The sequence below is a fragment of the Rhodospira trueperi genome, assembly GCF_900101965.1.
Classification (GTDB): Bacteria; Pseudomonadota; Alphaproteobacteria; order Rhodospirillales; family Rhodospirillaceae; genus Rhodospira; species Rhodospira trueperi.
This window is the reverse complement of the sequence record NZ_FNAP01000017.1, coordinates 13499-35740: the sequence shown is the minus strand read 5'-3', so window position 1 is coordinate 35740 and position 22242 is coordinate 13499. Positions and strand designations below refer to the sequence as shown.

20 protein-coding genes and 1 pseudogene are annotated in these 22242 nt (G+C 67.4%); 7 read left to right on the top strand and 14 right to left on the bottom strand.

Annotated features, from left to right (window positions below; translation table 11 throughout):
* Window positions 1-2 precede the first annotated feature (2 nt).
* Window positions 3-1277, bottom strand: a complete 1275-nt coding sequence (locus tag BLS85_RS16615; protein ID WP_092787864.1) for a D-amino acid dehydrogenase — start codon at window positions 1275-1277, stop codon at window positions 3-5.
* 198 nt (window positions 1278-1475) lie between these two features.
* Window positions 1476-2291, bottom strand: coding sequence for a hypothetical protein (locus BLS85_RS16610; protein ID WP_092787863.1), 816 nt, complete (start codon window positions 2289-2291; stop codon window positions 1476-1478).
* Window positions 2292-2541: 250 nt separating this feature from the next.
* Between BLS85_RS16610 and BLS85_RS16605 the strand changes: the two genes are divergently transcribed.
* Window positions 2542-2907: a hypothetical protein gene (locus tag BLS85_RS16605; protein WP_092787862.1), complete on the top strand. Its 366-nt coding sequence runs from the start codon at window positions 2542-2544 to the stop codon at window positions 2905-2907.
* Between the two features lie 152 nt (window positions 2908-3059).
* On the opposite strand, the gene BLS85_RS16600 is transcribed toward BLS85_RS16605, so the two are convergent.
* Together BLS85_RS16600 and gap are read right to left on the bottom strand one after the other, a co-directional pair.
* Complete coding sequence (locus tag BLS85_RS16600; RefSeq protein ID WP_092787861.1) at window positions 3060-4256, bottom strand: phosphoglycerate kinase; 1197 nt, start codon at window positions 4254-4256, stop codon at window positions 3060-3062.
* A 187-nt stretch (window positions 4257-4443) separates the two neighbouring features.
* Complete coding sequence (gap, locus tag BLS85_RS16595) at window positions 4444-5451, bottom strand: type I glyceraldehyde-3-phosphate dehydrogenase (RefSeq protein WP_092787860.1); 1008 nt, start codon at window positions 5449-5451, stop codon at window positions 4444-4446.
* A gap of 385 nt (window positions 5452-5836) precedes the next feature.
* On the opposite strand from gap, the gene pap reads away from it, so the two are divergent.
* Window positions 5837-7345, top strand: a complete 1509-nt coding sequence (pap, locus tag BLS85_RS16590) for a polyphosphate:AMP phosphotransferase (RefSeq protein WP_092787859.1) — start codon at window positions 5837-5839, stop codon at window positions 7343-7345.
* A gap of 20 nt (window positions 7346-7365) precedes the next feature.
* On the opposite strand, the gene BLS85_RS16585 is transcribed toward pap, so the two are convergent.
* From BLS85_RS16585 to BLS85_RS16570, 3 genes are all read right to left on the bottom strand, one after another.
* Complete coding sequence (locus BLS85_RS16585) at window positions 7366-7677, bottom strand: HigA family addiction module antitoxin (RefSeq protein WP_092787858.1); 312 nt, start codon at window positions 7675-7677, stop codon at window positions 7366-7368.
* A gap of 22 nt (window positions 7678-7699) precedes the next feature.
* Window positions 7700-7891 (bottom strand): type II toxin-antitoxin system RelE/ParE family toxin, encoded by a 192-nt coding sequence (locus BLS85_RS16580; protein WP_092787857.1) that lies wholly within the window; start codon window positions 7889-7891, stop codon window positions 7700-7702.
* A 320-nt stretch (window positions 7892-8211) separates the two neighbouring features.
* Window positions 8212-8760, bottom strand: coding sequence for an AAA family ATPase (locus BLS85_RS16570; RefSeq protein WP_245699268.1), 549 nt, complete (start codon window positions 8758-8760; stop codon window positions 8212-8214).
* Window positions 8761-8873: 113 nt separating this feature from the next.
* Between BLS85_RS16570 and BLS85_RS16565 the strand changes: the two genes are divergently transcribed.
* From BLS85_RS16565 to BLS85_RS16555, 3 genes and pseudogenes are all read left to right on the top strand, one after another.
* Window positions 8874-9128 carry a FitA-like ribbon-helix-helix domain-containing protein gene (locus BLS85_RS16565; protein WP_092787854.1) on the top strand — a complete coding sequence of 85 codons (255 nt, stop codon included), beginning with the start codon at window positions 8874-8876 and terminating at the stop codon, window positions 9126-9128.
* Window positions 9125-9547: pseudogene (locus tag BLS85_RS16560) on the top strand (PIN domain-containing protein). The gene BLS85_RS16565 and the pseudogene BLS85_RS16560 overlap by 4 nt, the downstream one beginning before the upstream one ends.
* Window positions 9548-9723: 176 nt before the next feature.
* Window positions 9724-9981 (top strand): NAD-dependent epimerase/dehydratase family protein, encoded by a 258-nt coding sequence (locus tag BLS85_RS16555; protein WP_092787853.1) that lies wholly within the window; start codon window positions 9724-9726, stop codon window positions 9979-9981.
* 30 nt (window positions 9982-10011) lie between these two features.
* Here the strand turns inward: BLS85_RS16555 and map are convergent, their stop codons facing one another.
* The 3 genes from map to BLS85_RS16540 are packed head-to-tail and all read right to left on the bottom strand — an operon-like array spanning window position 10012 to window position 12470.
* Complete coding sequence (gene map / locus BLS85_RS16550) at window positions 10012-10821, bottom strand: type I methionyl aminopeptidase (RefSeq protein WP_092787852.1); 810 nt, start codon at window positions 10819-10821, stop codon at window positions 10012-10014.
* Window positions 10818-11543, bottom strand: coding sequence for a DNA/RNA nuclease SfsA (gene sfsA, locus BLS85_RS16545; RefSeq protein WP_092787851.1), 726 nt, complete (start codon window positions 11541-11543; stop codon window positions 10818-10820). Before sfsA ends, map begins: the two co-directional genes overlap by 4 nt.
* Window positions 11544-11564: 21 nt before the next feature.
* On the bottom strand, window positions 11565-12470 hold the full coding sequence (locus tag BLS85_RS16540) for a methyltransferase domain-containing protein (RefSeq protein WP_245699267.1): 906 nt from the start codon (window positions 12468-12470) through the stop codon (window positions 11565-11567).
* 147 nt (window positions 12471-12617) lie between these two features.
* Between BLS85_RS16540 and BLS85_RS16535 the strand changes: the two genes are divergently transcribed.
* Entirely contained in the window at window positions 12618-13373 is a 756-nt protein-coding gene (locus BLS85_RS16535) for a ComF family protein (protein ID WP_245699266.1), read from the top strand.
* Between the two features lie 232 nt (window positions 13374-13605).
* On the opposite strand, the gene BLS85_RS16530 is transcribed toward BLS85_RS16535, so the two are convergent.
* The 4 genes from BLS85_RS16530 to BLS85_RS16515 form a co-directional block, all read right to left on the bottom strand.
* Entirely contained in the window at window positions 13606-13947 is a 342-nt protein-coding gene (locus tag BLS85_RS16530) for a hypothetical protein (RefSeq protein ID WP_092787850.1), read from the bottom strand.
* A gap of 306 nt (window positions 13948-14253) precedes the next feature.
* Entirely contained in the window at window positions 14254-18003 is a 3750-nt protein-coding gene (gene cobN, locus BLS85_RS16525; RefSeq protein ID WP_092787849.1) for a cobaltochelatase subunit CobN, read from the bottom strand.
* A gap of 69 nt (window positions 18004-18072) precedes the next feature.
* Window positions 18073-18654, bottom strand: coding sequence for a GNAT family N-acetyltransferase (locus tag BLS85_RS16520; RefSeq protein WP_143027233.1), 582 nt, complete (start codon window positions 18652-18654; stop codon window positions 18073-18075).
* Between the two features lie 109 nt (window positions 18655-18763).
* Window positions 18764-20128 (bottom strand): sensor domain-containing diguanylate cyclase, encoded by a 1365-nt coding sequence (locus tag BLS85_RS16515; protein ID WP_176793844.1) that lies wholly within the window; start codon window positions 20126-20128, stop codon window positions 18764-18766.
* A gap of 353 nt (window positions 20129-20481) precedes the next feature.
* Here BLS85_RS16515 and BLS85_RS16510 point away from each other — a divergent pair, with 353 nt between their 5' ends.
* Window positions 20482-22203, top strand: a complete 1722-nt coding sequence (locus BLS85_RS16510) for a dynamin family protein (RefSeq protein WP_092787846.1) — start codon at window positions 20482-20484, stop codon at window positions 22201-22203.
* The last annotated feature ends 39 nt before the right edge of the window (window positions 22204-22242 follow it).

The following is a 22242-nucleotide window of genomic DNA, read 5'->3' as shown; positions in this document are numbered from 1 at the left end:
CGTTAAATGCCATGGAACCGTCCGGCGCCGAGGTCGGAGACGTCAATGGCCGTGCCGCGGCCGGCGATCAGGTCGGCTGTGATCTGGGCTGAGCCGGCGGCCATGGCCCAGCCCATGGTGCCGTGCCCGGTGTTCAGCCACAGGTTCTCGAAGCGGGGTGCCAAGCCCAGGATCGGCACGGAATCCGGGGTCGCCGGGCGCAGGCCGCACCAGGGTTGCGGATCGTCATAGTCGCCGCCGCGCGGGAACAGGCTCGTGGCGTTCCGGACCGTCAGGGCGACGCGGGTCGGGTTCAGGGAGGTGCTCCACCCCTCCAGCGCCGCCGTCCCGGCGCAACGCAGGCGATGCCCCAGGCGCGAAAAGACCATGCGCTGTTCATCGTCCGTGATGCTGACGCGGGGCGCCTGGTCGCCCTCGCGCACGGCCAGGGTGATGGAGTAGCCCTTGGCGGGATAGACGGGCAGCCGCAAGCCCACGGTGCGCGCCACGGCCGGCGAGAAGCTGCCCAGGGCCAGCACGACCGCGTCGACCTCGATGGGGCCGGCGTCCGTCTCGGCCCCGGTTAGGCGCGCCGGGTTGGCGGGATCGCGGATCAGGCCCCGCGTTGTGGTGCCGTACAGAAACCGGGCGCCGAGCCGTTTGGCGTGATCCGCCATGGCTTCGGTGAACAGATGGGCGTCGCCGCTTTCGTCGCCGGGGCTGAAGAAGGCGCCGGCCAGCGACGGCGCGGCGTCGGCCAGGGCTGGCTCCAACGCCACCGCCTCCTCGATGCTGACGCGGCGCCGTTCCAGACCGGCGGCGGTCATGATCTCGGCGGCGGCCGCCGCCACGGGCAGGCTCGCGGAATCGCGGTAGACGTGGACGATTCCGTCGGTGCGGGCGTCGTAGGCGAGAGACAGGTCCGCGCGCAGCGCGCGCAGCCGGTCGCGGCTGTACAGGGCAAGGCGCACCGCCCGCTCCATGTTGCGGGCGTATGCGGCGGAGCGGCAGTTGAGCAGAAAGCGTGCGCCCCAGCCCCACAGGGCCGGGTCCAGGCGCAGCCAGCGGAATTGAAGCGGCGCGTCGTCCCGGCCCAGCCAGCGCGCGAGCTTCGGCAACAGGTGCGGGCTGGCCCAGGGTTCAGCGTGGCTGGCGGCAATCTGGCCGCCGTTGGCGAAGCTGGTCTCCAGGCCGGGGCCGGGCTGGCGGTCCACCACGGTCACGTCGTGGCCGTCGCGGGCCAGTAGACAGGCTGTGGTGGCACCGACCACGCCGGCACCGAGAACGAGCACATGCATTGCGGCTCTCCGGAGTGTCCGATCCCGTCCGATCAAGTCAACGCGGCACGAGGCTGGTTACCCGGTTCGCGACGGATCGGCAACCCCGGGCGGCGGGGGCGCGCGGGGTTGCAGGCCGTCTGATCGGCCTGACTGTGCGTTGGTTCCGTCTCGTGTCGCCCCGACGTCGACCAGACAATGGCAAGATGTCCCGGTCCCTCAGTTCCACGTTGTTGGGCTGTCCGGACGGTCGGCGATAATGGCACGGTCCATGACCGCTTGCCAGTGGGAGGAAATCAACACCAAACACCCAAACAGGAACAAAGGTGGCGCTACTAAAAAGAACGAAACGAGTTTGGCGTCGAGCGCATGGATGTGGCGAAAAATCAAAATTTGAAAGAAAAATAGCATAAAAGACATAGAAATGTATAAATAATGCTCTCCAGCAATCTTTTGCTCTTTTTTGAAGCACAAAACAAAAAATATTAATTCAGTAATCCAAGGTCCTGCTGACGCGCGTGGCTTTCCCCTCATTTTAGCCAGATGCCTATAGCGCCTTGTGTAGCCCAAATCCATCATGTACCTTGAAATCATCAACCCCGCGAAACTGTAGGGTAGAACGATCAGAGCGTATTGCGCCCCGAGGCCGATCCTGTTCGATGTTCCAACAAACAGACTCAGGGACGCCACGACAAACAACGCCACCAGCACGCCACCCATCCAGAGGGCCTGCCGTCGGCTGGGCAGGACCGGCCTGGGGGGCGGTCGGGTTTCGCTCCCTGTGAGCACCGCGAGCAAATCGACGTTCCGGACACGAAGGTCGTGGGCGCGCGTCACCCACCTCAGTTCCAGGAAAAACGTGGGCACCAGAAGCAGACCGACGATCCATGGATCGCCGGGTGCCATCAGGGTGGCGGCCGCGCCCCAAAGGGTGACCATCCACCGCCGCACGACGGACGTCAGCCGATCCAGCACCGGAAACCGGTCCGGCAGGTGGATGTCGTCTTCGGGATCGCTGGGGGCTGGGGCGGTCATGACTCACCTTCGGGCCGATCCAGGGGGCGCCGTGCGACCGTCATCCGGGCGGGTCGGACCCGGGCGCGGTCACCGCGCGAGCGGTGAGTTATACTGCCGTCGGAGCACGTTTTCCACCATGCGGCCCCGAAACCGGTCGCGGGCAAGGCCATCGATGCCGTCCGGAAATATCGTAAAGCCTTGGTCACTCGACTCAATAGGGAAACGACGTGCATACTCCCGGTCTCAACGACAGCATTGGAGGTCCGTCATGACTGTGTTCCCGCGTATCGGCCTGATCGTGTTCGGCTGTCTGTTGGGGGGCGCGATTTTCTCCACCGCCATGGCTCAGAACATTCCCTACCGAGAGACCGTGACGCTTTCGGTCGGACAGTCCGCCATCATTCACGGCGCGCGCGGTCAGTGCGGCGAGGCGCCACCGGATTGGTCCGCCGTGGCGGCGCGTTTGCCGATGGTGAGCGTGGGCACGTTCTCGGACGGCGGCGTCGGCGAGCGTCGCAGCCGACGGTGCAACGGCCCCACGCCGGCCCGTGCCGTTCGGTTCACGGCGACCACGCCGGGGCAGGAGCAGATCGAGTTGTTCGGGGACACTGTCGACATCACCGTGACCGAGTGATCGGGGGGTCCGGTTCCGGGCGGGACGGGCTTTGAAGGCCCGGTGATCGCTCTGTTGGTGTCATGCTCTGAACGCGTAAAGAAAGGCGGCCCCGCACGCACGCGAGGCCGCCCCATGGTGTTTCGACGGGTGCCGGATGTCCGGCCGACCGCTCAGTCCTTCAGCGCCGCCACGCCGGGCAGGGTCTTGCCTTCCAGCCATTCCAGGAAGGCGCCGCCGGCGGTGGAGACATACGAGAACTGGTCGATGACACCGGCATTGGCCAGGGCCGAGACGGTGTCGCCGCCGCCGGCCACGGTGAGCAACTTGCCCTCGGTGGTCAACTTGGCGGCTTCCTGGGCGACCAGGTTGGTGGCGGCGTCGAACGGCTTGATCTCGAACGCGCCCATGGGGCCATTCCAGACCAGCGTCTTGCAGCCGGCCAGCTTGTCCGCGACCATGCGGGCGGAGGCCGCGCCGACGTCCAGGATCATCTTGTCGGCCGGCACGGCGTTGACGTCCACGGTCTCGTTGGCCGCGCCCTCCTTGAACTCGCCGGCCACCACGGCATCCACCGGCAGCACGATCTCGCAGTTCTCGACCTTGGCCTTCTCCAGGATGGCGCGGGCGGTATCCGCCATGTCCTTCTCGCACAGGCTGGCGCCGACCTCGATGCCCTGGGCATAGAGGAAGGTGTTGGCCATGCCGCCGCCGATGACGATCATGTCCACCTTGGAGACCATGTTGCCCAGCAGGTCCAGCTTGGTGGAGACCTTGGCGCCGCCGACGATGGCGGCCACCGGGCGGGTGGGGTTCTCCAGCGCCTTGCCGAGGGCCTTGAGTTCGGCCTCCATCAGGCGGCCGGCGGCCGACGGCAGAAGCTGGGCGATGTACTCGGTGGACGAATGGGCGCGGTGGGCGGACGAAAAGGCGTCGTTGACGTAGACATCGCCCAGTTCGGCCAATTGGCGGGCCAGATCGGGGTCGTTCTTTTCCTCGCCGGCGTGGTAGCGCACGTTCTCCAGCAACGCCACGTCGCCGGGGGCCAGTCCGTTGACCAGGGTCTCGGCGCCGGGGCCGATGCAGTCATCGGCGAACGCCACCGGCACGCCGCCCAGGGCCTTGGACAGCGGCTCGACGATGGGGCGCAGCGACATCTCCGGCACGCGTTGGCCCTTGGGCCGGCCGAAGTGCGACATGACGACGACGCAGGCCCCTTTGGCCATCAGGTCCTTGATGGTCTCGGCCGAGCGGTCGATGCGGGTGGTATCGGTGACGACGCCGTTGCGGATGGGCACGTTCAGGTCGGCGCGCACCAGCACGCGTTTGCCGTTGACGTCGATGTCGTCGAGGGTCTTGAAGTCTGCCATGGATCCTCTCCGTGTCGAGGGGCCGGAACTCCGGGGCGGCGCCCACACAGACCACCGCCGCCAGACCGGGGCGGTCGTGGCGACGGTTGGGGAGACGGTCTGCTGACGCGCGGCCGGGACCGCGAAACCGCGGCGGCTCCCGGCCCGACGATGCGCCGGGTCGAGGGCCGCCGGCTGTTCAGGGCCGTCAGATGGTCTTGGCCATCGCCACGGCGGTGTCCGCCATGCGGGTCGAGAAGCCCCACTCGTTATCGTACCAGCTCACGACGCGGGCGAAATTGCCGTCGATCACCTTGGTGCCGGTGGCGTCGAACACGGAACTGAAGCTGTTGTGGTTGAAGTCGCTGGAGACCAGCGGCGCGGTGTTGACGTCCAGCACACCCTTCAGCGCGCCCTTGGCGGCCTCGACCATGGCGGCGTTGATGGCGTCGGCGTCCGTGCTCTTGCCGAGTTCGACCTTCAGGTCCACCAGCGAGACGTTCGGGGTCGGCACGCGGATGGCGACACCGTCCAGCTTGCCCGACAACTCCGGCAGCACGAGCCCGACGGCCTTGGCCGCGCCGGTCGAGGTCGGGATGATATTGTCGGCGGCACCGCGCGCCCGGCGCAGGTCCTTGTGCAGCGTGTCCACCGTGCGTTGATCGCCGGTGTAGCTGTGGATGGTGGTCATGAAGCCGCGCGTCAGGCCGAAGGTCTCGTTCAGGACCTTGGCCACCGGGGCCAGGCAGTTGGTGGTGCACGAGGCGTTGGAGACGACCAGATGCTCACCCGTCAGCTTGTCGTGGTTCACGCCGTAGACCACGGTCAGGTCGGCGCCGGTGGCCGGGGCGGAGACCAGCACGCGCTTGGCACCGGCGGTCAGGTGCATGGCGGCCTTGTCGCGGGCGGTGAAGATGCCCGTGCATTCCATCACGATGTCGATGCCCAGATCGCCCCACGGCAGATTGGTCGGGTCACGCTCGGCCAGCACCTTGATGGACGTGCCATCCACGATGATCGAATCGTCGGTGGACGAGACGTCCTTGGGCAGAATGCCGTGAACGGTGTCATATTTCAGCAGGTGGGCGTTGGCCTCCGCCGAGCCCAGGTCGTTGACGGCGACGACTTCCACGTCGGTACGCCCGTTTTCCAGCAGCGAACGCAGCACCAGACGGCCGATGCGGCCGAACCCGTTGATCGCGACACGAACAGCCATTCAGACTTCCTCCTCCAGGACTGTGACCGGAATGCGGTCTTGCATGTTGTTGTCAATGAAATGGGAGCTTCGGCGCGCACTAACAGGTGTCGGCGGCGGAAAACCACCAACATCCGCGTTCTGCGTCCGGTGAGGGCGTTCGGCATGCCACGGCACACCAACGACTCTCCGGGAGGCCGGCCCTCCAGGGTGGCGACACCCTAGCAGAGGGCGCGGCATTTTCACACCCCCTTGCTCGGAATCCCATGGACCGTTCCGCGTGTGCGACGGCCACGGTGCTGTTGCAATCACATGACAGCCCGGGGTGCGCGGGAGTACGCTGCCGCCGGGGCTCGGGAGCCGGGGTTGGCTTCGTGGCCAGTGAGAGGCGGCAGGGGAGGATGCCATGTTCCGGACGGCTGAACTGGGGCGCAAGGTCAGCAAGGCGGAGTTCGAGGAACTGGAGTCCGCCCTGCGTATCGAGATGGTCGAGTTGCAGCAAACCCTGCGCGTCGCCGATTTTCCGGTCATCCTGGTGTTCGCGGGTGTGGACGGCGCCGGCAAGGGCGAGAGCATGAACCTGCTGAACGAGTGGCTGGACCCACGCTGGATCGTCACCCGGGCCTATGCGTCGACCTCCGACGAGGAACAGGAGCGCCCGGAATACTGGCGGTTCTGGCGTGATCTGCCACCGAAAGGGCGAATCGGACAGTTCCTGTCCTGCTGGTATTCGACACCGTTCATGGAATTCGCCACCGGGGCCATCGACGACGTCACCTTCGATGAACGCCTGAACCGGGTCATCGCGTTCGAGAAGACCCTGGCCGACGACGGCGCGCTGATCCTGAAGTTCTGGATGCACCTGGGCAAGCAGGCGCAGAAGAAGCGGCTGAAGTCCCTGGAGAAAGACGCCAACGAAAGCTGGCGGGTGACGGCCCAGGACTGGAAGCACTGGGAGATGTACGATTCGTTCATCCACACCGCCGAACGTCTGATCGCCCGGACCTCGGTGCCGGAGGCGCGGTGGACCATCGTCGAGGGTCAGGACCACCGCTACCGCTCGCTGACGGTCCTGTGCGGTCTGCGCGATGCGCTGTCGCGGCACCTGGAGCACCGCCGGGCCGTGGCGGAGACCCGCACCCGGTCCCGCCATGGGGTCGAGGCCGTGTCTCCGGTGATCCCGGACGTCGGCGCCAATCTACCCACGGTGCTGGACACCCTGGACATGACCCAGGCCCTCGACAAAAAGGCGTACCGCACCGCGCTGGGAACGCAGCAGGGCCGCCTTGCCGTGCTGCAGCGCAAGGCGCATCGCAAGGGTGTGTCCACCGTGCTGGTGTTCGAAGGCTGGGACGCCGCCGGCAAGGGCGGGGCCATCCGCCGCGTGACCCGGGCGCTGGACGCCCGTCAGGTTCAGGTCATTCCCATCGCCGCTCCCACCGACGAGGAAAACGCGCAGCACTACCTGTGGCGGTTCTGGCGCCAGCTTGGCCGCGCCGGGCGGGTGACCGTCTTTGACCGCTCCTGGTATGGCCGCGTCCTGGTCGAGCGGGTCGAGGGCTTCGCCGCCGATGACGAGTGGCGCCGGGCCTACACCGAAATCCGCGATTTCGAGGACCAGTTGGTCCAGGACGGCATCGTGCTGTGCAAATTCTGGCTGCACATCACGAAGGACGAGCAGTTGGCGCGGTTCCAGTCGCGCGAGGACACGCCCTACAAGAGCTGGAAGCTGACCGAGGAGGACTGGCGCAACCGCGAGCGGTGGGACACCTATGAACAGGCCGTCAACGAGATGGTGGAGCGCACTAGCACCCACACCGCTCCCTGGACCCTGGTGGAGGCCAACGACAAGCGCTTCGCCCGCGTCAAGGTGATCGAGACGGTGGCCAACGCGATGGAAAAGGTGCTGGGGTAGGGGGAGGGCTGTCGGCCCGGTCAGGATGTCGCGCCGATCTCGCCGGCCGTATCCGCCAGCGTCGGCAACGCCTGAATGGCCGCGCCGCTGTCCCGGGCCGCCTGTGCCAGATCGAACTGGACCTGAAGGTTGAGCCAGAACTGCGGCGCGACGCCGAACCAGTGCCCCAACCGCAAGGCCGTGTCGCCCGAAATGGCGCGCTTGCCGGCCAGGATCTGACCGATGCGGTTGGGCGGAACGGCGAGATGACGCGCCAAAGCGGTCGGAGAGATGCCGGCCTCGTCCAGTTCCTCGCGCAGAATCTCGCCGGGATGCACGGCGCGCATGAACATGAGGTGTCTCCAGTTCGGTTTTTCAGTGGTGATAGTCCACGATTTCAACGTTGAACGGGTCGGGTACGCCCTCAGGCCATTCGAAACAGATGCGCCAACGGTCGTTGATTCGGATGGAGTATTGGCCCTTTCGGTCGCCCGAAAGCGGTTCCAGCCTGTTCCCACGCATGGTGCGCAGGTCGTTCAGGCAGGTCGCCGCGTTGAGGCGCGACAGGCGCGTCTCCGCCTGACGCGCGAACGGTTCGAATCTCTTAACCTTTAGAAGTTTAGACTAAACCTGACGATGGGGTCATCTTGGCGGGCATGACGGCCGCCGGGGGGGGGGGGTCGGGCTGTTCTCGGCTGGCGTCGCCTTCGGCGTCCTGGCCATGCTTTTCGAGACGATCCGCACACCCGTCATCCGCCTGATCGTGGCGCTTGTCCATGGCATCACCAAGGAGGCTGTGCCGTCCGAAATCCGGCGGCACATCTTCTGCATCGTCGGAGGCGGTTTCGTTGGCTCTTCCGCCTTGGCCCGGCTGGCGAACTCAACGGTCAACTCATTCCGCTCGCGTCATTGAGACAGGCCAACATTAAGTCGGCACGCTGCGCCGGCGAGGTTTTCGGCAGCGCGATCACCTCATAGCCCAGGGCCGGGAACGCCGCCATCAAGCGATCATACTCCGCGACCGCTGTGTCGAAGCCATGCTTGCGATCTGCGTCGGTCACATAGATTTCCGGCCAAGGCGGGGCCATGAACATCCGGAAATGGTAACGACGCGTCATGCACAGAGGGCGCAAGACCGGATCGCCGGTCAGCGCCTCCAGCGCGGACGCCGCATCCACCAGACCGCGATCGAAAAACACCCAGCCTTGATGACGTTCGGCTGCGAGCCGATCAGCCAGCGCCATCTCGATGGCGCGGCGCAGGAAAGCCGCCAGGTCGACCCACGGCAGAGCGGCCCCACCATTTGCCGTCACCTCGGCGATGATCCGGCGGCCCGGCTCTTCGACGACCGCGTGACCGCGCGCTTTCAATTCAGCCAACACGGTCGATTTCCCGCCGCCCGAACAGCCCGAAATCATGACAAGACCATTACTCAAGAAACCTGCCTTTCCTGGACCAGGAATGGATCGCGCACCGCCACATCTTGATGGATGATGGCACATTTCATATATTGCTATCATTGCCATCACTTAACCGGAGGCGCCATCAGATGCCTGCCGTCACCATTCGTAACCTCTCCGACGAGACCCATCGCGCCCTCAAAGTGCGCGCGGCCCGGCATGGCCGCAGCGCCGAGGCGGAAATGCGCGACATTCTGGAATCGGCGGTGCGTCCCGCCGAGCGCCTGCGCCTCGGGTCCGCCCTGTCGGCATTGAGCCGCAAGGCCGGACTGACCAATGCCGATTTCGCGGCGCTGGACCAGGCTCGCGACAAGACGCCCGCCACGCCGATGAGCTTTGAATGATCGTTCTGGATACGAATGTCGTCTCCGAGGCGATGAAGCCGGAGCCGGACCCTGCCGTGCGCGACTGGCTGGACGAACAGGCGGCCGAAACGCTCTACATATCCAGCGTGACTGTCGCGGAACTCCTGTTCGGCATCGGCGCGCTGCCGGATGGCTGATGCAAGCAGAAGCTCGCCGCCACGCTCGACGCGATGCTCCCGCTGTTCGAGGGCAGAGTTCTGGCCTTCGATACCGGTGCCGCCCGTCATTATGCCGACCTTGCCGTTGAGGCCCGCACGGCGGGCAAGGGCTTTCCAACGCCGGACGGCTATATCGCCGCTATCGCAACCGCGCACGGGTTCACCGTTGCAACACGTGATGCCTGCGCCTTCGACGCGGCAGGCGTTCCGGTTATCGACCCTTGGACTGCTCGGCACTGAGCAAGGGCGTTGCCGAAGCCGAAAACAAAACTGGCGCGGGTTATGGAAATTCTGTGCCGGCTTACTCACTTGGCTCCGGCAAACTCAACATGTTGTGCCGGAGAGCTGTCCCTCGGTACCAGACCGCACCTCTCCCGGAGCCAAGTGAATAAGCCTTATTCTGTGAAGGACTGACGATGAAGGCTTTAGTGATCGGTGGCACCCGATTCAACGGGGCGCATGTCGTGCGGCGTCTCCATGATGCGGGCGTGCCGGTTACCGCCTTTCATCGCGGGACAAGCTCCAATCCGGTCCTGCCGGAAATCGAGCATGTTCTGGACCCTTCGGTGGAGTATTCGATAACGGCATTTCCGGCTGAACTGCTGCGCGATTGGGATATTGTCATCCGCATGGTTGCGATGGGCGAGGTTGATGCAGATGCCGCCGCCCGATGACACAACCGAATAACGCTTGGTTCGACGCCCTCACCCCCCGTACGGCGGCTTGTGCCATTCCTTCGGTGACAGGGTGAAGATCTCGCAGCCGTCGGCCGTCACGCCGATGGTGTGCTCGAACTGGGCCGACAGGGAGCGGTCCTTGGTCACGGCGGTCCAGCCATCGGAGAGGATCTTGGTCTCCCAGCGTCCGGCGTTGATCATCGGCTCGATAGTGAAGATCATGCCTTCCAGAAGGGACGGGCCGGTTCCGGGCTCGCCGAAGTGCATGACGCTGGGCGCGGTGTGGAACACCCGGCCCACGCCATGGCCGCAGAAATCGCGCACGACCGAGTAGCGCTCCCCCTCCGCATAGGACTGGATGGCGTGACCGATGTCGCCCAGGGTGGCGCCGGGGCGCACGGCCCGGATGCCGCGCATCAGGGATTCGTGGGTGACCTCGCACAGGCGGCGGGCCTTCACGCCGACCTCGCCCACGTAGTACATGCGGCTGGAATCGCCGTGCCAGCCGTTCAGGATCGGGGTGACGTCGATGTTCAGGATGTCACCGGTCTTGAGTGTTTTTGGCCCCGGAATGCCGTGGCAGACCACATGGTTGATCGATGTGCAAATGCTCTTGGGGAACCCCTTGTAGTTCAGGGGTGCGCTGACGGCGCCGTGGTCGGCGATGAATTCGGCGCACAGGCGGTCCAGGGCGTCGGTGGTGACGCCCGGCTGAACATGCGGCGTGATGAAGTCGAGCGTTTCGGCGGCCAGGCGACCGGCCGCGCGCATGGCGGCGAACCCATCCTCATCATGCAGCACGATCTGTGATTCGGTGCGGGCGGCGGCTTGGGTCATGATGGCGACGGCTCCAGATCCAGGGGGAGAGGGCCGGCCACGGCGACCCGTTCGGGCGACACCGCGCAGGCGAGACAGAGAGCCTCGACCCCCAGGGACAGGGCGCGGTTCAGGGCTTCTAAATAGACCGGATCGATATCGCCTGCAATCCGTACGCGGTCGCAATCGCCGCGCTGTACCAGAAACACCATGACGGCACGGTGCCCGGCGGCCACCATGTCCGCCAGTTCCTCAAGGTGTTTGGCGCCACGGCCGGTGACGGCGTCGGGAAACTCGGCGGGGCCGGGCACGGCCGGATCGCGCTTCATGTGGACGTTCTTGATCTCGACGTAGCAGTCGGGGCGTCCATCGTTCTTCAGCAACAGGTCGATGCGGCTGTCGCGGCCGTATTTCACCTCGCGGCGGAGGGTGTCGTAGCCGGCCAGGGCTGGCACGGCGCCGGCCGCGACCGCTTCCGCGACGATGGCGTTGGGTCGATGGGTGTTGATGCCCACCAGATGGTCGCCGACGCGCACCAGTTCCCAGGTGTACTTGAGCTTGCGCTTCGGATCGTCGGCCGGCGACAGCCAGACTTCCGCGCCAGCCGCCTGGACTGACAGCATGGACCCGGTGTTGGCGCAGTGCGCGGTCACCGTTGAGCCGTCGTCCAGCGTGACGTCGGCCATGAAGCGCTTGTAGCGCTTGATCAGGGTGCCCCGGATCAGGGGAGCGGGAAAATCCATCGCGTAGGTCGGGTCCTCGGATCAGTGGTGGGTGTCGGGTGTTGTCAGGGCCTGGGCCAGGCTGGCGCGGCCGCTGCCCGGCGGCAACGGCTTCGGCTGGCTGGCATCGGGCGCCCAGGCGGTCATGGTGATGACCTCGAAGGTGGCGGGCACACGGCCGTCGGGGCCGGCATGGCGCTCCATGTACAGTTCGGCGGCCCGGAACAGGATGTCGCGGCGGCTCATTGTCTTGCGCCGGGTCAACACGGCGTTGCTCTCGCCCATGCCGCGCAGGTCCTGGAACAGGCGGATGGGGGATTCGTAGGACACGGTGATCACATCCGCGTCCACCGTCGGCAGGGCGAATCCGGCCCGCGCCAGCAGGTCGCCGGCGTCACGCACGTCGGCCAGGGGCGAAGCGCGCGGCGACAGCCCCCCCGTGATCTCGATCTCGGCGTCGGCGAGGCAGGTCCGCAATTCCCCCAGCGTGGCCCCGCCCAGCAGGCTGGCCAGGAACAGGCCGTCCGGACGCAGCGCGCGGCGGGCCTGGGTCAGCGCGCCGGGCAGATCGTTGACCCAGTGCAGCGACAGATTGCTGAGCACCGCGTCGAGACTGGCGGGGGCGACGGGCAGGGTCTCCTCGTCGCAGACGAGAACCGGGCCATGGTCGGCGGCGCGGCAGGCCATGGACGGCGACAGATCGGCCTGGATCAGCGTTACGATCCCGCCGCGCCCGTTCAGGGCCTGGGCGATTTCGCCGCCGTGACACCCCAGATCGAGCGCCAGCGGAAATGATCGCGTGATGTCGTCCAGGCGATCCACCAACCGCTCGGCGGTCTCGCGCATCAGGAAGTCGAAACCGTCCCAGCCGGCGGCCGCGCGCTCGCGGTGCAGGCGCACGATTCGGCGGTCGAAGACGGTCATGCTGTCGGGGGGCACGGTGCTCATACCTCTCACTATGACTGGCCGGAGCGGCGATGTTAAGGCGGGTTGCGTCCCCGACTCGAAGGAACCGATTCCATTGCGTGTTGATGCCGATTGGCGCAGCCTTGGATGATGTTCGGTTGGCCTCCCATCTCTTCGGGTGGATCGGTGGTGTCCGGTCTGACCCGGGCTGTCGGCCCCGCCCTCGATCTCGTTCTGCCGCCGCGCTGTCTTCGCTGCGGCGAGGTGGTGGCGGGCGACGGCGCGTTGTGCGTGGACTGCTTCCAGGCGGCGACCTTCATCACGCCGCCGCTGTGTCATCGGTGCGGGGTGCCGTTCGGTGGGGATTGGGGCGAGGCGGTGGCGGAGGAGGCGGCCGGACTGGTGTGCGCCGCCTGTGCCCGGCGGGCGCCGCCGTGGTACCGCGCCAGGGCGGCGCTGATCTATGACGACGGCGCCCGGCCGTTGCTGCTTGCCTTCAAGCACGGGGACCGCACCGATGCCGCGCCGGCGCTGGCGGGGTGGATGGCGCGGGCGGGGGCGGACCTGCTCGAGTCGGCCGATCTCATTGTTCCGGTGCCGCTGCACCGGGGGCGGCTCTGGCGTCGGCGCTATAACCAATCGGCCCTGCTGGCGGCGGCTTTGTCGCGGCGGACGGGACGGGCCTGGTCGGCGGGCGCGTTGATCCGGACGCGGGCGACTCCGACCCAGGGCGGGAAGGGACGCGCCCAGCGGTCGCGCAATGTGCGCGGCGCGTTCCGGGTCGCGCGGCCGGATCGGGTGGCGGGGCGCCGTGTCCTTCTGGTGGACGATGTCCTCACCAGCGGGGCCACGATGGCCGAGTGCGCGCGGGTTCTGCGCCGGGCCGGGGCCGATGGGGTCGATGTCCTGACGCTGGCACGGGTGGTGATGCGCGCGGAGGAGTAGGGATGTGGAATAACTTGCCATGCGCTTTTTGCATCGCAAAAACGATTTTTGTTGCTTTTTCTGCATGGCTCCGGTTTATTGGCCCCACCACGCATGTGGAACCAGGGAGGATCGTCCGACGGCGTAAGCAAATCAATCAAACACGCCGCGCAGATCAGGCCGCCGCGAGGGACCCTCGCGGCGGCCGTCTTATGATCCGGAGAGTGTTGGCGTCACCGAACGCCAAATACCCTCAAGTTGTTTTGGGGTCGTGATTTCTCAGGCTTTTGGCCCAGCGGCCGAGCCGGGCCGTCAGGTCACCGATTTCCTTGATGCCCATCAGGCGGGCGATCACCAACAGGAATATGATTTCAAGGATCACGATCAGAAGTGACGCGAACGCGCTGTCGATGGCGTCGAACACGATCACGCTGAGCAGAATGATGAGCGCGAACAGGAACAGGAACCGTTCCACCTGCCGGGCTTCGCGCTCAGCCTGAAGGCTGTCGCTCGCCGGGGCACTTGACGGTGTCTGGTTCATGGCACCGGGGCTCGCATCGGTTCCCGGGGTCACGTCATCCGCTTGAGTCTCCATGTCAGCTCCCCTCCACGACAATCGATAGCAGGTCGCGCCTGATGGTCGACGGTGCCGCGCGCCGTGCCGCTGGCCGGCGCTGTTGGGTGGGGTGCGTTCTGCGTCTGGTCCGGACGCGGCGCGACGGGACCGTCCGGACGACGGCGGGTCCGTGTTCTTCGGACACTGGAAAACAGCCGGCGGCCGATGTTTCCAGCCTTTCCATCGGCGCCGTTCCGGTTTCCGAATGGTGACTATCCGGGAGTCGGGGAAGTCGCGCAAGTCCTCATTAAACGCATGGGCATTCTCGGTCGCAACCGGCCGCGGTCACGTCGCCTCGGGCTCATCGCCAAGCAAGGCCGCGAGCCTGGGTTCCGTATCGTTGCGCCGGGGCTTCCACAGGCCCCGATCCAGCGCTTCCTGGAAGCGGGACGCCATCTCGCGCAGGGCGTCCGGATTGGCGCCCTGCATGAAGTCGCGCACCGCCTCGTCCTCCAGATAGGCATCGAACAGCAGGTCGAAGTGGTGATCCTTCACGCACCGGGCGGTGGCGGCGAAGGCGAACAGGTAGTCGACCGTGGCGGCGATCTCGAACGCGCCCTTGTAGCCATGCCGCATCACCCCCGCGATCCATTTCGGGTTGGCAGCGCGGGCGCGCACAACGCGGGCGATCTCTTCGTCGAGGGTGCGGGCGCGCGGGCTTTCCGGGCGGCTGTGGTCGCCGTGATAGACCGCCGGCTGCTGCCCCGAGAGCGTGCGCACGGCCGCCGTGAGGCCGCCCGCGAACTGGTAATAGTCGTCCGAATCGAGGATGTCGTGTTCCCGGTTGTCCTGATTGTGGATGACCGCGTCCACCCGGGCCAGCCGGGACTCGAACAGGTCGCGAGCGGTGGTTCCGGCCGCGCCGTCGCCGTAGGCATAGCCGCCCCAGGCGACATAGGCGGCGGCGAGGTCGGCATCGGTCTCCCAGCCCTTTTCGTCGATCAGGGCCTGAAGGCCCGCGCCGTAGGCGCCGGGGCGTGCGCCGAAGACTCGATGACCGGCGCGGCGGCGGGCCTCGTCCGGGGCGACGCCCTCGCGTTCCAGGCGGGCGGCGTCGGCGCGCACCCGGGCCGCCAGGGGGTTCAGGTCGGGCGGCTCGTCCTCCAGCGCGGCGATGGCCCGCGCCGCCGAATCCACCAGATCGACCTGGGCCGGAAAGGCATCGCGGAAGAATCCGGAAATGCGCAGCGTGACGTCCACCCGGGGGCGGTCGAGCACCGACAGCGGCAGGATCTCGAACCCCACGACGCGACCCGACGCCGGCTCCCACTGGGGACGGGCGCCCATCAGCGCCAGAGCCTGGGCGATGTCGTCACCGCCCGTGCGCATGTTGGCCGTGCCCCAGGCGGACAACGCTACCGCACGCGGCCAGTCCCCGTGGTCCCGGGCATGGCGCTCGATCAGCAGCGTGGCCGCGCGCCAGCCCAGCGTCCAGGCGGCCGGGGTGGGCACGCGCCGTCCGTCGACCGAAAAGAAGTTGCGGCCCGTCGGCAGCACGTCCGGCTTGCCCCGGGTCGGCGCCCCGGAGGGGCCGGGCGGCACGAAGCGGCCGTCCAGCCCGGCCAGCAGGCCGGCGATCTCGCGCCCGCCGCAGGCGTCCACCGCCGGGGTCAGGACCGCCCGCACATGATCGAGCACCGCGCGGCTGGCGGTCCAAACCGGGTCCGGCGCCGCCGCGCCGGCCACCAGGGCGCGGGCCAGCGCCTCCAGCCGTTCCACGGTGTCCCCGGCCGAGCGCCAGGGATCGGAGAGGAGATCCGCCAGGACCGTTGGGCGCGGCCCGGTCCAGGGTCGGCCCAGGTCGGCGGTGTCCAGCGGATCGACGTCGAGGCCCAGGTCTTCGGCCAGCGCGCGGATCAGCGAGGCATCGCCTGGGCGGTCGCCGCGCGGCGGCCGGGCCAGCGCCAGCAGCAGATCGGTCCGCTGCTCGCCGTCCGGTGAGACGCCGAACACATGCAGACCGTCGCGGATCTGCAATTCCTTGAGTTCGCACAGGTGGTTGTCGAGCGCGGCCAGGGCCTCGGCGGCGCCCTCGTCGCACGCGGCCTCCCGGGCCGGCGGCAGCCCCAGGTCGGCGGCCAGACCGCTGGTCTCGGCGAGGGACAGGATTTCCTCGCGCAGGACTCGCAACCGGCGCGGATCGACACCGGCAGCTTCGTGGTACTCGTCCACCAACCGTTCCAGATCGCGCAAGGGGCCATAGCTTTCCGCGCGGGTCAGGGGTGGCGTCAGGTGATCGATGATGACCGCTTGGGCGCGGCGTTTGGCCTGCGAGCCCTCGCCGGGATCGTTGACGATGAAGGGGTAGAGGTGGGGCATCGGCCCCAGCACCGCCTCCGGCCAGCAGGCGGCGGACAAGGCCAGACTCTTGCCCGGCAGCCATTCCAGATTGCCGTGCTTGCCCATGTGGACCACGGCATGTGCTCCGAACACCTCCCGGATCCAGACGTAGACGGCGAGATAGCCGTGGGGCGGAATCAGGGCGGGGTCGTGATAGCTGCTGACCGGGTCGATGTGATAGCCGCGCGCCGGCTGGATGCCGACGGCGACATGGCCCATCACCATCACGGAGAGGGCGAACCCGCCCCGCGCCGGCAGGAACGAGGGATCATCCTCCGGCGCGCCCCAGCGGTCGATGATCTCGGCTTGGGCCTCCGCCGGCAGGCGCGACAGGGCGGCGCGGTAGGGTTCCAGGTCCAGCAGCACCCGGATCTCGCGCGCGCCCCGCGCCTCCAGGGCGTTGGTGGGGCCGGCGCGCAAATGTGTCATCAGCGTCGCGCCGTCCGCGGGCCGGTTGTCGACGCGGTAGCCGGCCTCGGCGAGCGCGTCCAGGACCCGCACCGTCCCGGCGGGGGTGTCCAGGCCCACACCGTTGCCCAGGCGGCCGTCCTTGTTGGGGTAATTGGCCAGGATGATCGCTACCCGCCGGTCGGATGCCGGTGTGCGGCGCAGCGCGACCCAGCGCGCGCACAGGGCGGCGATGAACGCGACCCGGTCGGGCTCCGGCACATGGCCGGTCACATCCACCTGGGACGCCGCGTCCCAGCGGTGCAGTCCCTTGAACGAGATCGCCCGGGAGAAGACGCGCCCGTCCATCTCCGGCAGGGTCACGGCCATGGCGATGTCGCGGGCCATCAACCCGTGCTGGCCCTCGCGCCACATCTCGGCCGAACCGCTGGCCAGAACCGCCTGGATTACCGGTACGTCATGGGCGGTGAAGGGGCTGGCGCGGTCGTTAGCGGCGGTGGCGACGGCGAAGCCGGTGAGGTTCAGGATCAGGTCGGGCGGCGTTTCGGTCAGCACCTCACCCAGGATGGCCGCCGCCACCGGGTCCTTCAGGCTGGTGACGAACACTGCCAGCGTATCCAGCCCCTCGGCGTCCAGGGCCTCCCGCACCGCCTCGATTACCGCGAGGTCGCCGGCCTGGGCCAACGCGCGGTAGAAGACAAGGGCGGCGACCGGCCGCGCGCCGGCCGGGGCCGGACCGTGGCGTCCGGCCGGCGGTAGCGGCGCCGGCTCGCGCCAGTCGGAGAAGCCCGGCGCGCCCAGCAGGTCGGCGCAGCGCCGCAGGAAGTGCGCGGCGTTGTCCACGCCGCCATGAACCAGATACTGCCAAAGCCGGTGAAGGTCCGACGCGGGCAATGTGGACCGTTCGGCGAGGTCGGGGTCGGGGTCGGGGTGGGCATCGCCGGGCAGCAGGGCGACCAGGGCGCCTGTCCGCCGCGCCACCTCGGTGATGCGGTCCAACCCGTGGGGCCAGTACGACCGCCCGCCCAGCAGGCGGACGACGATCAGCCGGGCCCGGGACAGCACCGCGTCCGCGTAAAGGTCCACGGAGTAGTGGTGGCCGAGCCGGGTCAGGTTGGCCAGCCGCAACGCGGGCAATCCCGGGCCAAGCCGCGCGCGCGCGGTCGACAGACAGGCGATTTCCGTGTCGGCGGCGGTCAGGACGACGATGTCGGCCGGGTCCTGCCCCAGGTCCACGGCTTCGCTGCCGTCGTTGACCACGCCCGGCGTGGCGGCGAGCAGATGCATGCCCTTAACCTAAGGCTTTTTCAGCGGGGGTAAAGCCGCCGCCGCGCCGCCGCGCCGCCGATGGCCGGCTCACTGATCCGTGCGCAGGGTCGGCGAGCGTTCGCTCAGAAGTGCAAGGGGGATATGCGGCGCCGCCTCGCGCGGCAACAGGCCGGTCAGGCGGGGGTCGTCGGCCTCCACCACCCGGCGGCCGGTGACGGTGAAGCCGAAGCCTTGATAGAACGCCACGGCTCGCGGGTGGTCGTGCGTGCAGGTGTCGAGCCGGATGCAGGCCGGATCGCGCCGCCAAGCGTCATGCAGGGCGTGGATGAAGAGCAGCCGCCCCAGTCCGCCGCCGATGGCCTCGGGCACCAGCCCGAAATACAGCACCCGGAACCCGGCGGCCGGATCTCGACAGTCCATCTCACAGAAGCCGAGATCCGTCGCGTCGGTGTCCCGCCGCAGGATATGGACCACGATGCCCGGATCGGACAGGTGCGCATCCTGCTCGGAAGGGGACCGAAGCAACCGATCCCGCCACAGCCACGGATTGCCCACGGCGTGGAACAGCGGCGCGAACGTGGCCCATGTCAGGGTGCCCTCGTGCCGGACTAGGCCAAACCCCTCTGGCACCGGTGGTGGCGGGGGCTCCGGCTGGCGATCCGATACCATGTCAGTCACCGTCTCGCGCAGTCGACCCGGGGGGACCGGACGACTCAGGGCCTCATCAATGGTGAGAGAGACGGAGGGGGACGGCGCAAGGCCAAGGCGGCTGGAATGGCTAGCGAACGACAACCCGGTTGCGCCCCTCTCGCTTGGCTGCGTACAGGGCCTCGTCGGCCCGCATCAGCACGTCGCCGAGCGTATCGTCGCTCTGGTGCGGCTCGGTCAGGCCGATGCTGATGGTGAAGGACAGGGTTTCGTCCCCCGTCAGGGGAATCTTCAATGCCGCCACTTTCTCGCGCAGCCGTTCCGCGCCGGTTCTCGCCGCGCTGACCGGGGTCTCCGGCATGAGCACGACGAACTCCTCGCCGCCCAGCCGGCACATGATATCGATCTCCCGAAGCTGCTGGAGGCAGCAGGTCACCATGGTCTTCAGCGCTTCGTCGCCGAGCGCGTGCCCGTGGGTATCGTTGATGTGCTTGAAATGGTCGATGTCAAGGATCAGGACCGACAGCGGCCCGCCATATCGGCGGGCGCGCCGCAACTCGCGGTCGCCCAGTTCCATCAGTTGCCGGCGGTTGCCGATGCCGGTGAGGGCGTCGGTCGCCGCGAGGCGTTTGAGCTCCTCCTCCATGGCCTTGCGGCTGGAGATGTCGTTGAGCGAGATCAGCACGGCGGGCTGACCGTCGAAGGTCATGGCGACGGCTGCGATCAACGCCCAGAAGCGGTGTCCGTCCACCGCGATCATCTGGGCCTCGACATCGTGAACGCTGCCGCTCTGCCCGACCGTGTTGAGCAGGTCGCGGCGGTCGGCCGGGCGGTGCCAGATATCGTCGTCGCAGCGGGTCTCAACCAAGCCCAGAAGGCGATGGGCGCTCTTGTTCGCGTAAAGAACCTGTCCGCCGGAAGCCGCCGTGATGAAGATCGGCAGCACGGAGGTTTCGAGGATGGACCGCAGACGGGTTTCGCTGTCCTGGAGTTCCTGGGTGCGCTCGGCGATGCGCAGTTCCAGCGTCTGGTTCATCTGTCCTAGGGCGTCGCGCTGGGTGGCGATGGTGCGCAGGCGGTCGTAGGCCCGCAGGGCGGCCACGATGACACTGAACAGGCGGACATCGGTCAGTTCGGTGCGGGCGCGGTAATCATTGATATCGTAGCGCAGCACGGTATCGGCATCGGGGGCGTCGCCCGGTTGACCGGTGCGCAGCACGATTCGCGTATCCTCGATGCCCAGCGTTTCTCGAATGGTGCGCACCAGCCGCAGACCGGTGTCCTGAGTTTCCATCTCGACATCAAGCAGGATGACCGCGATGTCGTCCCCGCTTCTCAGGGCGGCCTCGGCGTCGAGCACCGAGCGCGCGTGCAGCAGCCGAACGGGCTGTCCCGCATAGGTCGCCCTGTCCAGCATCGTTTCCGTGACGGCATGGACTTCGGGTTCGATCCCGACCACCAGGACCGTCCAAAAGGTCGGATCCCCTGCAGCCATCGCTTCGGTGGATCCGGGCGCTCGCCACGACTCCGGGAAGGGTTCTCCGTCGGTGACGTGGTTCATCTGTCCCAATACGGGCTCCCGGTGTCCGGGAAATGGCGCCAATCCCATTATCCCATTATCCCCCGATCATTCCGTCCGCCCCCGAAACCAAAAGGCCGCGCCCCTAACCGCTCGTGCTGGGACAGCCCCGGCAACAATGCGACGGTGCGATGAATGGCGCAAGAGGTCGCATGCCGACGTGACGATTGAGGGCGCCCGCCAGCGAGGATGTTGGACAGGGTTCGGAACGGTCCCTAAACTCCGCCCGGACGCATTCCCTCGCCGCGATGGAACGGTGGTGTCATCCCATGAGCAAACGCACCTCCCTGCGCAACCGCCTGCGCACCCTGGAAACCCACCTGCGCAAGGAACAACCGGGCCTTGTCCCGCTGCTGCCGCTGTTCCGCAAGGTGGACCGGACCCTATACCGGATGGGGCTGCTGCACCGCGCCGATTCCCTGGCCACGCGCATTCCATGGTGGCCGATGATCAGCGTGTTGGGCACCTTCTCTGCTGGCAAGTCCTCGTTCATCAATAGCTATCTGGGGATTCCGCTCCAGGACACCGGCAATCAGGCGGTGGACGACAAATTCACCGTCATCTGTCACGGTAAATCCGAGCAGCCGCGCGTGCTGCCCGGCACGGCGCTGAACGCCGATCCGCGCTTCCCCTTCTTCCGCATGAGCGACGAGATCGAGAAGGTCGCCCCCGGCGAGGGCAAGCGCATCGACGCCTATCTTCAGCTCAAGACCGTCTCCAGCCCGCGCTCCTGGGGCGTCATCCTGATCGACAGCCCCGGGTTCGATTCCGATGACCAGCGCCGCTCCACGCTACGCATCACCGATCACATCATCGACCTGTCCGACCTGGTGCTCATCTTTTTCGATGCCCGCCATCCGGAACCGGGCGCGATGCAGGATACCTTGCAGCATCTGGTGTCCAAGACCGTCCGGCGCGCGGATCCGACCAAGTTCCTCTATATCCTCAACCAGATCGACACCACGGCCAAGGAGGACAACGCCGCCGACGTGGTCGGCGCATGGCAGCGGGCCATTGCCCAGGCCGGACTGGTCAGCGGGCGGTTCTATGCCATCTACAATCTGGATGTGGCGCCCGTGATCGAGGATGCGGGCTTGCGTGCCCGGTACGAGGCCAAGCGGGATCACGACCTGCGCGAGATTCACGGCCGCATCGCCGAAATCGGAGTCGGCCGCTCGTACCGGGTGGTGGCCATGCTGGAGACCGTCATCAACGAGTTGGACGGCGAGGTGATTCCCGAGCTTCAGAGCCACCTGAGTCGGTGGCGCAAGCGGGTGATGATCTGGGACATGGCGTGGGGCGCCGTCGTCCTGGCCGCCTTCGTCGCCGGGACGGTGTTCCTGGTGGATGGGGGGCCGGGCGGGGCTATGGCGTGGCTGGCCGGCACGCCGGAGGCACCGCCGACAGCGGATTCGGGCTCGGCGTCGGCCAACCTAGCCTGGGCTTGGCTGGGTGGCGCCACCTCGTGGCTTGGCGCTGCCCTTGCCGGCGCCGGTCAGGACGCCGGGCCCGTCGCCGCGCGCCTGGGGGCCGTGGCCCTGGGGCTGTGGGCGGTGTTCCAGGTGGGCCACCAGTGGGCGCGGGGCTCCGTCGCGGCCCGCATCGCGCCGTCGGTGCCGGAGACCTCGGGCAACATGAACCTGCGGGTGCGCGACGCGTTCCGTCGCAACACGGGCTTCTGGACCCGGGTGTATCGGGGCCGGCCGGTGGGCTGTGGCGGGGGGGTGATGAGCCGCCTGGAGGGCATTCGCGAAACCGGTATGGAGATGGTGCAGCGTCTGAACGACGAATACACCAATCCAGCGGGCCAGCGACGGATCACTCCGGGGCAGGTCCTGACGGCGTCACCGTCGAACGGGGCTGGACTCGGCGTGCCGCCGGGCACGTCGGCGTTCGCGGCCGGTGCGGATCCGGCGCCGTCCTTCCCGCTGGATCCGGACACCGACGGGACCGACCACGGGGGACGACGCCGGTCCTTTCTCGGGCGGTGAGCCGGACCCGTAGGGCGGGAGACCGAAGGACCCCCGCCG

Excerpts from the sequence above, each read along its gene's own strand:
- BLS85_RS16540 (WP_245699267.1), bottom strand. The coding sequence starts at position 12,470 with ATGAGCACCGTGCCCCCCGACAGCATGACCGTCTTCGACCGCCGAATC.
- BLS85_RS16520 (WP_143027233.1), bottom strand. The coding sequence starts at position 18,654 with ATGGTATCGGATCGCCAGCCGGAGCCCCCGCCACCACCGGTGCCAGAG.
- BLS85_RS16515 (WP_176793844.1), bottom strand. The coding sequence starts at position 20,128 with ATGGCTGCAGGGGATCCGACCTTTTGGACGGTCCTGGTGGTCGGGATC.
- BLS85_RS16555 (WP_092787853.1), top strand. The coding sequence starts at position 9,724 with ATGAAGGCTTTAGTGATCGGTGGCACCCGATTCAACGGGGCGCATGTC.
- cobN (WP_092787849.1), bottom strand. The coding sequence starts at position 18,003 with ATGCATCTGCTCGCCGCCACGCCGGGCGTGGTCAACGACGGCAGCGAA.
- map (WP_092787852.1), bottom strand. The coding sequence starts at position 10,821 with ATGACCCAAGCCGCCGCCCGCACCGAATCACAGATCGTGCTGCATGAT.
- BLS85_RS16510 (WP_092787846.1), top strand. The coding sequence starts at position 20,482 with ATGAGCAAACGCACCTCCCTGCGCAACCGCCTGCGCACCCTGGAAACC.
- BLS85_RS16530 (WP_092787850.1), bottom strand. The coding sequence starts at position 13,947 with ATGGAGACTCAAGCGGATGACGTGACCCCGGGAACCGATGCGAGCCCC.
- pap (WP_092787859.1), top strand. The coding sequence starts at position 5,837 with ATGTTCCGGACGGCTGAACTGGGGCGCAAGGTCAGCAAGGCGGAGTTC.
- BLS85_RS16610 (WP_092787863.1), bottom strand. The coding sequence starts at position 2,291 with ATGACCGCCCCAGCCCCCAGCGATCCCGAAGACGACATCCACCTGCCG.
- gap (WP_092787860.1), bottom strand. The coding sequence starts at position 5,451 with ATGGCTGTTCGTGTCGCGATCAACGGGTTCGGCCGCATCGGCCGTCTG.
- sfsA (WP_092787851.1), bottom strand. The coding sequence starts at position 11,543 with ATGGATTTTCCCGCTCCCCTGATCCGGGGCACCCTGATCAAGCGCTAC.
- BLS85_RS16605 (WP_092787862.1), top strand. The coding sequence starts at position 2,542 with ATGACTGTGTTCCCGCGTATCGGCCTGATCGTGTTCGGCTGTCTGTTG.
- BLS85_RS16615 (WP_092787864.1), bottom strand. The coding sequence starts at position 1,277 with ATGCATGTGCTCGTTCTCGGTGCCGGCGTGGTCGGTGCCACCACAGCC.
- BLS85_RS16600 (WP_092787861.1), bottom strand. The coding sequence starts at position 4,256 with ATGGCAGACTTCAAGACCCTCGACGACATCGACGTCAACGGCAAACGC.
- BLS85_RS16565 (WP_092787854.1), top strand. The coding sequence starts at position 8,874 with ATGCCTGCCGTCACCATTCGTAACCTCTCCGACGAGACCCATCGCGCC.
- BLS85_RS16585 (WP_092787858.1), bottom strand. The coding sequence starts at position 7,677 with ATGTTCATGCGCGCCGTGCATCCCGGCGAGATTCTGCGCGAGGAACTG.